The following is a 6,524-nucleotide window of genomic DNA, read 5'->3' on the forward strand; positions in this document are numbered from 1 at the left end:
AATCACTTTATCGAAGATTAATCCCAACCAGAGAAGAGCTGCGTAAGAGTTTTACAGACAATTTTAACTGTAAATTAGAAACGCCCGCTCCCGAACACAAAGGAGTTAATATTTTTATTTCTCTGAAAGGTTAGTACCTTTTCTGGAAAAGTTAGATGTAATTTATCTATCTTATTCCGTCAAATAATTCTTCCGGGTAATGGTTAATTTGGTACAATAAAGGAAAAAAGAAATGAAAAGAGGGGTAGAGCTTGGACAGTAATGAAATTATAGGGTTACTTAGAGAAGAAGGAATCAAAGATCCAGAAAACCCTACAAACGAAGAACTTTTGAAACTCTTGCAACTTCATTCAAACAATCAACTAGAAAGCGATTTGGTTAAAAACTATTTTCAATTTTTCTCAGGAGTTATTCCTGCTCTGACTGATTCCTTGAAATCTTTTGCTTCACAGCATGTTAGCAAAGAAGTTATTGGCTCATTGAACAAGAGAATTGATATGCTAAACCGGGAATATGAGAAGGCAACGACTCCAGAGGAGCGAGACCGCAACCATCAGGAAATTATCGAAATCTACCAAATGATTCTAGGTGAATCAGAAAAACAACGTGGCTTCCTTAAATCCTTAGGATATGGAGCTTTGGGAGCCGGGATAATTGTTGGCGGAATAGCAATCAGTATTAAAAACAAGGAAGCCAGTAAAAAGATGGTGACGGAAGGCTTGAAGTATATTAAAGGAGACAGTAATTAGGTTCAAAAGCGGCGTATAGTGAATATCCCTCCTGGCTAATTCTTCCTAGTAGGAGACGATATTTTAATGAATTACTGTTCGTCATGTGGAAAAGAGTGGATCAGTGGAGCTAAATTTTGTGGGAATTACGTTTAGTAAAAATTATAAAAGCGTTCATAGTAAATGAACGCTTAACCTGTGCTTACTCAGTTTCATTTGATTTGTAATTTTATAAATGTAAATATGTCATTAAGGTCCCCTTCAGGAATGTGCGTAATTTTATCTTTCTTACTCCCGAAGATTCCAGGTTTTTTAAGCTCAATCATTGTGGCGGTTATTCCCAAAGCTTTGACAACATCGTGATCAACTTCTTTATAATCAGTAAAGCGTAACTCGTGGGGCTTAACTTTTCCAAATGGTGGCTTTACCTCTGCAAGAACCGCTTTAGTTTCTGTCACAAACAAATAGCCAAAGGTTGTTCCGCTGAATGCTCCGGTAGATAAAAAGTATATCTTTTCGGATGTTAGGTTTTTCTTTACAGCTTCCAACGCTTTTATAAATTGTTGACGGGCTGTTTTTGGTAATTTATGAGATTCACTAAGAAGACCTTCGTACGACGAATACTCCCCAGTTATGGTAATTTCGATATTTATTTTATTCATCTCTATTAGTCCCCCTATGGTGTATTAACATTATAATGGATAAATCAACCTTAATCTACCAAGGAATTGATGGGAAACAGATGGGGTTATTGGTTTATGGTGGATATTGTATCTTTTAAGAAACTTTCTTCAAGTACACGAAGTAAAGTATAAACTGGTTCAAACTGCGTTAACAAATAATCGGGGTGGGGATATGTGCCTCCTATGCTATTTGTAAAAACATATTTGTAAAAACAATGTTAATTAGCTGAATAATATAAGACTTAAAAGAAACCATTTATTTACCCCTCACTTTTCCTTCGCTTTACCTGGTAGAATTTTTTCAAACGTTTGCTTAATCCTTGCCCGGGTATTAACAGCAGCGGAGCAAACCTTCCGACTGACACTCCCGACATGCCTCCTGTCCCGCGCTGTCCCTTGATCATCGGATATCTAACCTGTCCTTTACCCCTTTGCAATATTACTATTTTTGTAAAAAAAGGTTGTAAAAGGGTCGATAAAGCGCTATCATCCTGATTATGGTTATTTCTTTAAATTAGTATTTTAATATAAACAAAAGTCAACTTTAGAGCAATCAACTAAACGGAGGAATATATGAAACAAAAATTATATACTTGGCTGCTGCTGGTTTCGCTGAATGCTTGTTTTTCCCTATTATTTATTTTCCTTTTTAAATTCGTAGTCAGGTCTTATTCCATCGTGACATTTATCGGTTGGGCGGATTTTGCAACAAAAAAGTTTCTTCTGTACTTCCTCGTGATTTTTGCTGTGGCGATGCTGACGTCAAAGCTGGAACTTAAGGCTATTGACTGGCTTAGATATAAAGCGCCGGCAGTGCTTGTATTATTTAAGTATTTCATTATACTTTCAGCGGCCTTCTTAGGAGCAGTTATTTCGGCGTCATTTTTGCAGTATTTTCATCATCTTAAGGATTTTGGGAATGCTTTTCAATGGATGCAGGAACAATCTCCAATTTTTAACTCACATATTTTATTCCTTTTCTTTGTGTTCCTTTTCACTTTTTCGCTGATTGGAAATATATACATTAGTGTGATTTTGACAACTGCTCTTTTGGCTGTGCTTGGCTTTGCACATTACAATAAGTTGATTTTTAGATCCGAGCCCTTATATCCTGAGGACTTTCTGCAATTAGCCCATCTAAACGAAGTCTTACCAATGGTATGGGGTTCATTTCCCGTAATGGATATTATCACTTTGGCCATTCTCATGATTGCTGCTTTCTTAGTCATCAAGTTTCTGCCGAAAGTCAGGGTTTACATTTGGGGCAGGGCTATTATACTGATTATTTCCGCTATAATGGTCTTCGGATTTGCGAACCTGACCGATGGATTTATGAAATCCTATCTGGAGAGAGCAACTGTATTCACCAGTAAGTGGAATCCTCTTAAAACTTATAGCCATAACGGTTTCCTGATTGGGTTCCTTTCCGGGTTGAAGCAGGCAGACGTACCAGAACCCAAAAATTATACAAAAAGTAATGCTTTGGCGATAGCTGAACAATATTCAGCGAGCGGACAGCGAGGGACTAGCGGTCCTTCTGAGAAACCAAATATTATATTTTTAATGAATGAAGCTTTCTGGAATCCAGCCAGATTGGAAAATGTGAAGTTCAGCGAGGCTCCGATGCCCAACATCAGCAAGATGATGAACGAATATCCATCCGGTAATGTCCTGTCCCCGGTATTTGGAGGAGCCACGGCAAACGTTGAATTCGAAGCTTTAACCGGTTTTTCAACCTCATTCCTTGCACCCGGGGCAATCCCCTATCAGCAATTAGTGGGACACAGATCTTTTATGCCATCAATTGTCAGCACCCTGGAAGGAACGGGGTATGGTTCTTTGGCAATTCATCCATATAACAAGGCTTTCTATAAAAGGAGCGTTGTATATAAAACCTTTGGATTCGATCATTTCCTTGATATGGGGACGATGATGAACAAGGAAAAATCAGGCCCTTATATTTCCGACAAATCTGTCTCTCTTGAAATAATGGACCATCTTCATGAAGAGTCAAACCCAATGTTCATACATGCTGTTACGATGCAAAATCATCTCCCGTATGCACCTGGACGGTATAAAACAAATACTGTCCAGGTAAGCGGATTATCGGAAGAATCTACTACAGTCATGGAGGCTTACACTGAAGGGGTCAAACAGGGAGACCAAGCCTTTGCGCTTTTGACTGAAATGCTAGAAGAGCTGGAAGAACCTACAATAGTAGTGTTCTGGGGAGACCATCTTCCTTCCCTAGGAGCAGATCGTTCGGTTTATTTAGAGGCAGGCTTTGGCAATACGGAAAAAGACAATCATAATAAAAGGCTTTATTCTGAAACTCCGTTAATTTTCTATGCCAATTTTTCAATTAAGAGTGAAGATGTTGGTACTGTCAGCCCTGCTTTTCTTGGACCGATAGTTTTTGAACTGGCAGGGTTGGAGATGCCGCCCTATTACAATCTATTAAAAAAGGTGAAATCAGAAGTCCCTGGATTGAAAGCCGACCTCAAGATTAGCGCCAACCAGGAAATTATTGAAACTCTTAATCAGCGCCAACAGGAACTCTTGGAGAATTACCAGATAATTCAATACGACTTGCTTGCCGGTAAACGATACACCGAGTCAATTTTGTTTCCGGAATGAAAAGGGTGCCTATATCGGCACCTTTTTAATTTGAAGAAGAAGATGGTCACAGAGACGCCCCGGAATTTGTCGAAGGTTAAAGAGCTGGACGTACGGTCTCTCTGTTTTGTTCATCATTTGTAAGAGTGAAGTTTCCCTCAATGCAACCTCGCTAGTATTACTATCACCGATTCTGCATCTTTTTAGTAGGTCCTATCCTAATAAAGTACTAGTCTATTTTTATCATAAAATGTAAAATAGTGGTAGGGTGTAATTTGATAGGATAGGATAGGGGGACAATATGAACTGTAGTTTTTGCAATGGCATGGACAGCATGGCTAATTATATGTATGTGGACAAGAACAACAACCTGCTGACAGAAAGCGAGCTTTCAGCGTTTACTATTCTTCATCCGGATGAAAAAGTGTCGTTCCGGAAAGTTATTTTTTGCGGGATTTGTTATAACGACCTAAGCAGGCGGACGGATCGAAAAGTAACACTTACTAAGAGACAGACACAAAGAACTCCCGTGGTGACAGCTAAGAGACCAAAGCCTAAAAATTATTATATCTGCCCCTTTTGTGATACCGCGAATGAACCTCTCAGAAACACTTGTAAAAATTGCTCCCGTATATTATTCAGCACAGAATATGAAACAAAGAGGATTTCCAAAGGCTCCTACAATAAAAAGCAAGGAAGCTTCGGCCTTAATAAGGTCGTTCTCCTGGTGGCCATTCTTTTTGCAACTTTATACATATTCATTAATAATTCAGGTGAACAAACACCCAGAATAGCTCAACCGGTATCGGGAACAGTAATGGGCCAGCAAAGCACTTACGAGTGGCCCGATGGCACCAAGTATACTGGTGAATTTAAAAACGGGCAGCCGAATGGAAAGGGAACCATGACATGGGCAAATGGAGGCACATACACCGGGGATTTCCTCAACGGGAAGATAACCGGCAGAGGGAAGCTATCGATGAATGGAGGAGTATTTGAAGGAAGCCTCGTTGACGGCAAACCACACGGAGAAGGCAAAATGACCTATCCCGACGGATCCATCTACACGGGAATGTGGGTCAATGGGAAGCCAGGGTCTTAGGGACGGTTCTTTGCGTAATTCACTGTCACTCCCTGAAAATAGATGAATAAAAAGTCTTGCGGATTAAATGGGAACGGTTGCTATAGTTGAGGGTGTTTATAGTGTCATTCTACATGAGATTTCTAAGGCGCTCTGACTCAATTTGTAAGTAAAGAATACATTTACTGTATGATAACCTAGAAGAAAAACTAAACGTAGGTGAGTATATGAACCAGTGCGAGCGTTGTGAATCCAAGGAAGCGAATGTTCATTTTAGTATGGAAGAGACAAGCATGTTTATATGCAATGATTGTTACAATGAAATCATTGAAGAGGAGTTTGAAGTTAATATAGAAGAAATCGCTAAATCATTTTCAATTAGGGATTTTCAAGGTGTTGAGCATACGTTTCATGTGGAAAGACGAATACATCCAAATGGGATTTTCATGGAAGCTGCAGAAAGTATAGAATTTGGCTACAGGTTTGCTGTGCATGGTGAACTAGACTGCAGTCAGCAAGAACTGCTTACCAAATTAATTATGAAAGCAAGAAGGGGTACGGGAGTGCGGCAAGTTGAAACGAAGGCTTTCCCTAATGGACAGGCATACAATTCAATAGTTACCGATCAAATAACAGGCCTTATTGAGTACGATGAAACCTCTGACAGTACGCCCCTTGTGATTATTGACGGGAATCCATTTACATGGGAAGAAGTAGGGAAGATGCTGATGACGTATGAGGGTTTTCAGCTTAAGTTAAAGACGTATGATCCTACGGATGATGTGGAGTAAAGAGGGAGTATGAAGCATGAGAACTGTTCCCACGCATAATTATAACACTCTATGGTTTTCTTGGGCCTGCCAATACCCTTTTTTCTTGTTTCACAGTGGTTCCACCTTTGACCAAACATTTGATTAAAATGGTAAATATCTTGGGGAACAAGGGGTTGAAAATTATCAAACGTTTTGATTAAGAGACCGAATGACCGTGAAACAACAGGTGAAAAACCTCTGATAAATGGGTTGCTACCGTAAATGGCATTAGCCCGGTAAAAAAATTTTTTTCTCATGTCTCTCCTTGAACTTTTTCTAATCTATTAGAGTTGTTGTACATCAATTATATTAAGAGTTTCCTTTATACCAATAGCTGATAGGAAAGATGATTCTAGTTTATCGTATCACCTCGTCATTGCAGGACTGTATGAAGTATCTGATTTAAATATATAGGAACATAATCTATTAAATTAGAAAATGACGGGCCCATTTAGGGCCCGTCATTTCAGACTGTAGACAAACTCGATGAAAATCGTGTTTGTTTACAGTCTTATTTGGTTGGTGGTGGAATGGGGGCTGTTGATTTCCGTTCCAGGCGCTTCGCTTTCCGCGGGGCCGGCGCTGAGCCTCCTCGCCGCCGTTG

At 39.5% G+C, this 6,524-nt stretch carries 5 protein-coding genes; 4 read left to right on the plus strand and 1 reads right to left on the minus strand.

Going from position 1 to position 6,524, the window contains the following annotated elements; all coding sequences use genetic code 11:
• Positions 1–251 precede the first annotated feature (251 nt).
• Complete coding sequence (locus tag HRJ06_RS18015; RefSeq protein WP_174734353.1) at positions 252–749, plus strand: hypothetical protein; 498 nt, start codon at positions 252–254, stop codon at positions 747–749.
• A 191-nt stretch (positions 750–940) separates the two neighbouring features.
• On the opposite strand, the gene HRJ06_RS18020 is transcribed toward HRJ06_RS18015, so the two are convergent.
• On the minus strand, positions 941–1,390 hold the full coding sequence (locus HRJ06_RS18020) for a hypothetical protein (RefSeq protein WP_174734354.1): 450 nt from the start codon (positions 1,388–1,390) through the stop codon (positions 941–943).
• A gap of 594 nt (positions 1,391–1,984) precedes the next feature.
• Here HRJ06_RS18020 and HRJ06_RS18025 point away from each other — a divergent pair.
• The 3 genes from HRJ06_RS18025 (at position 1,985) to HRJ06_RS18035 (ending at position 5,899) form a co-directional block, all read left to right on the plus strand.
• Positions 1,985–4,048: an LTA synthase family protein gene (locus HRJ06_RS18025; RefSeq protein ID WP_174734355.1), complete on the plus strand. Its 2,064-nt coding sequence runs from the start codon at positions 1,985–1,987 to the stop codon at positions 4,046–4,048.
• A 280-nt stretch (positions 4,049–4,328) separates the two neighbouring features.
• The gene (locus HRJ06_RS18030) at positions 4,329–5,129 is read left to right on the plus strand and encodes an MORN repeat-containing protein (RefSeq protein WP_174734369.1); all 801 of its coding nucleotides are present in this window, start codon (positions 4,329–4,331) and stop codon (positions 5,127–5,129) included.
• 206 nt (positions 5,130–5,335) lie between these two features.
• On the plus strand, positions 5,336–5,899 hold the full coding sequence (locus HRJ06_RS18035; RefSeq protein ID WP_174734356.1) for a DUF7686 domain-containing protein: 564 nt from the start codon (positions 5,336–5,338) through the stop codon (positions 5,897–5,899).
• Positions 5,900–6,524: the final 625 nt, after the last annotated feature.

It is taken from the genome of Mesobacillus harenae, assembly GCF_013343715.1.
Taxonomy (GTDB): Bacteria; Bacillota; Bacilli; order Bacillales; family Cytobacillaceae; genus Mesobacillus_A; species Mesobacillus_A harenae.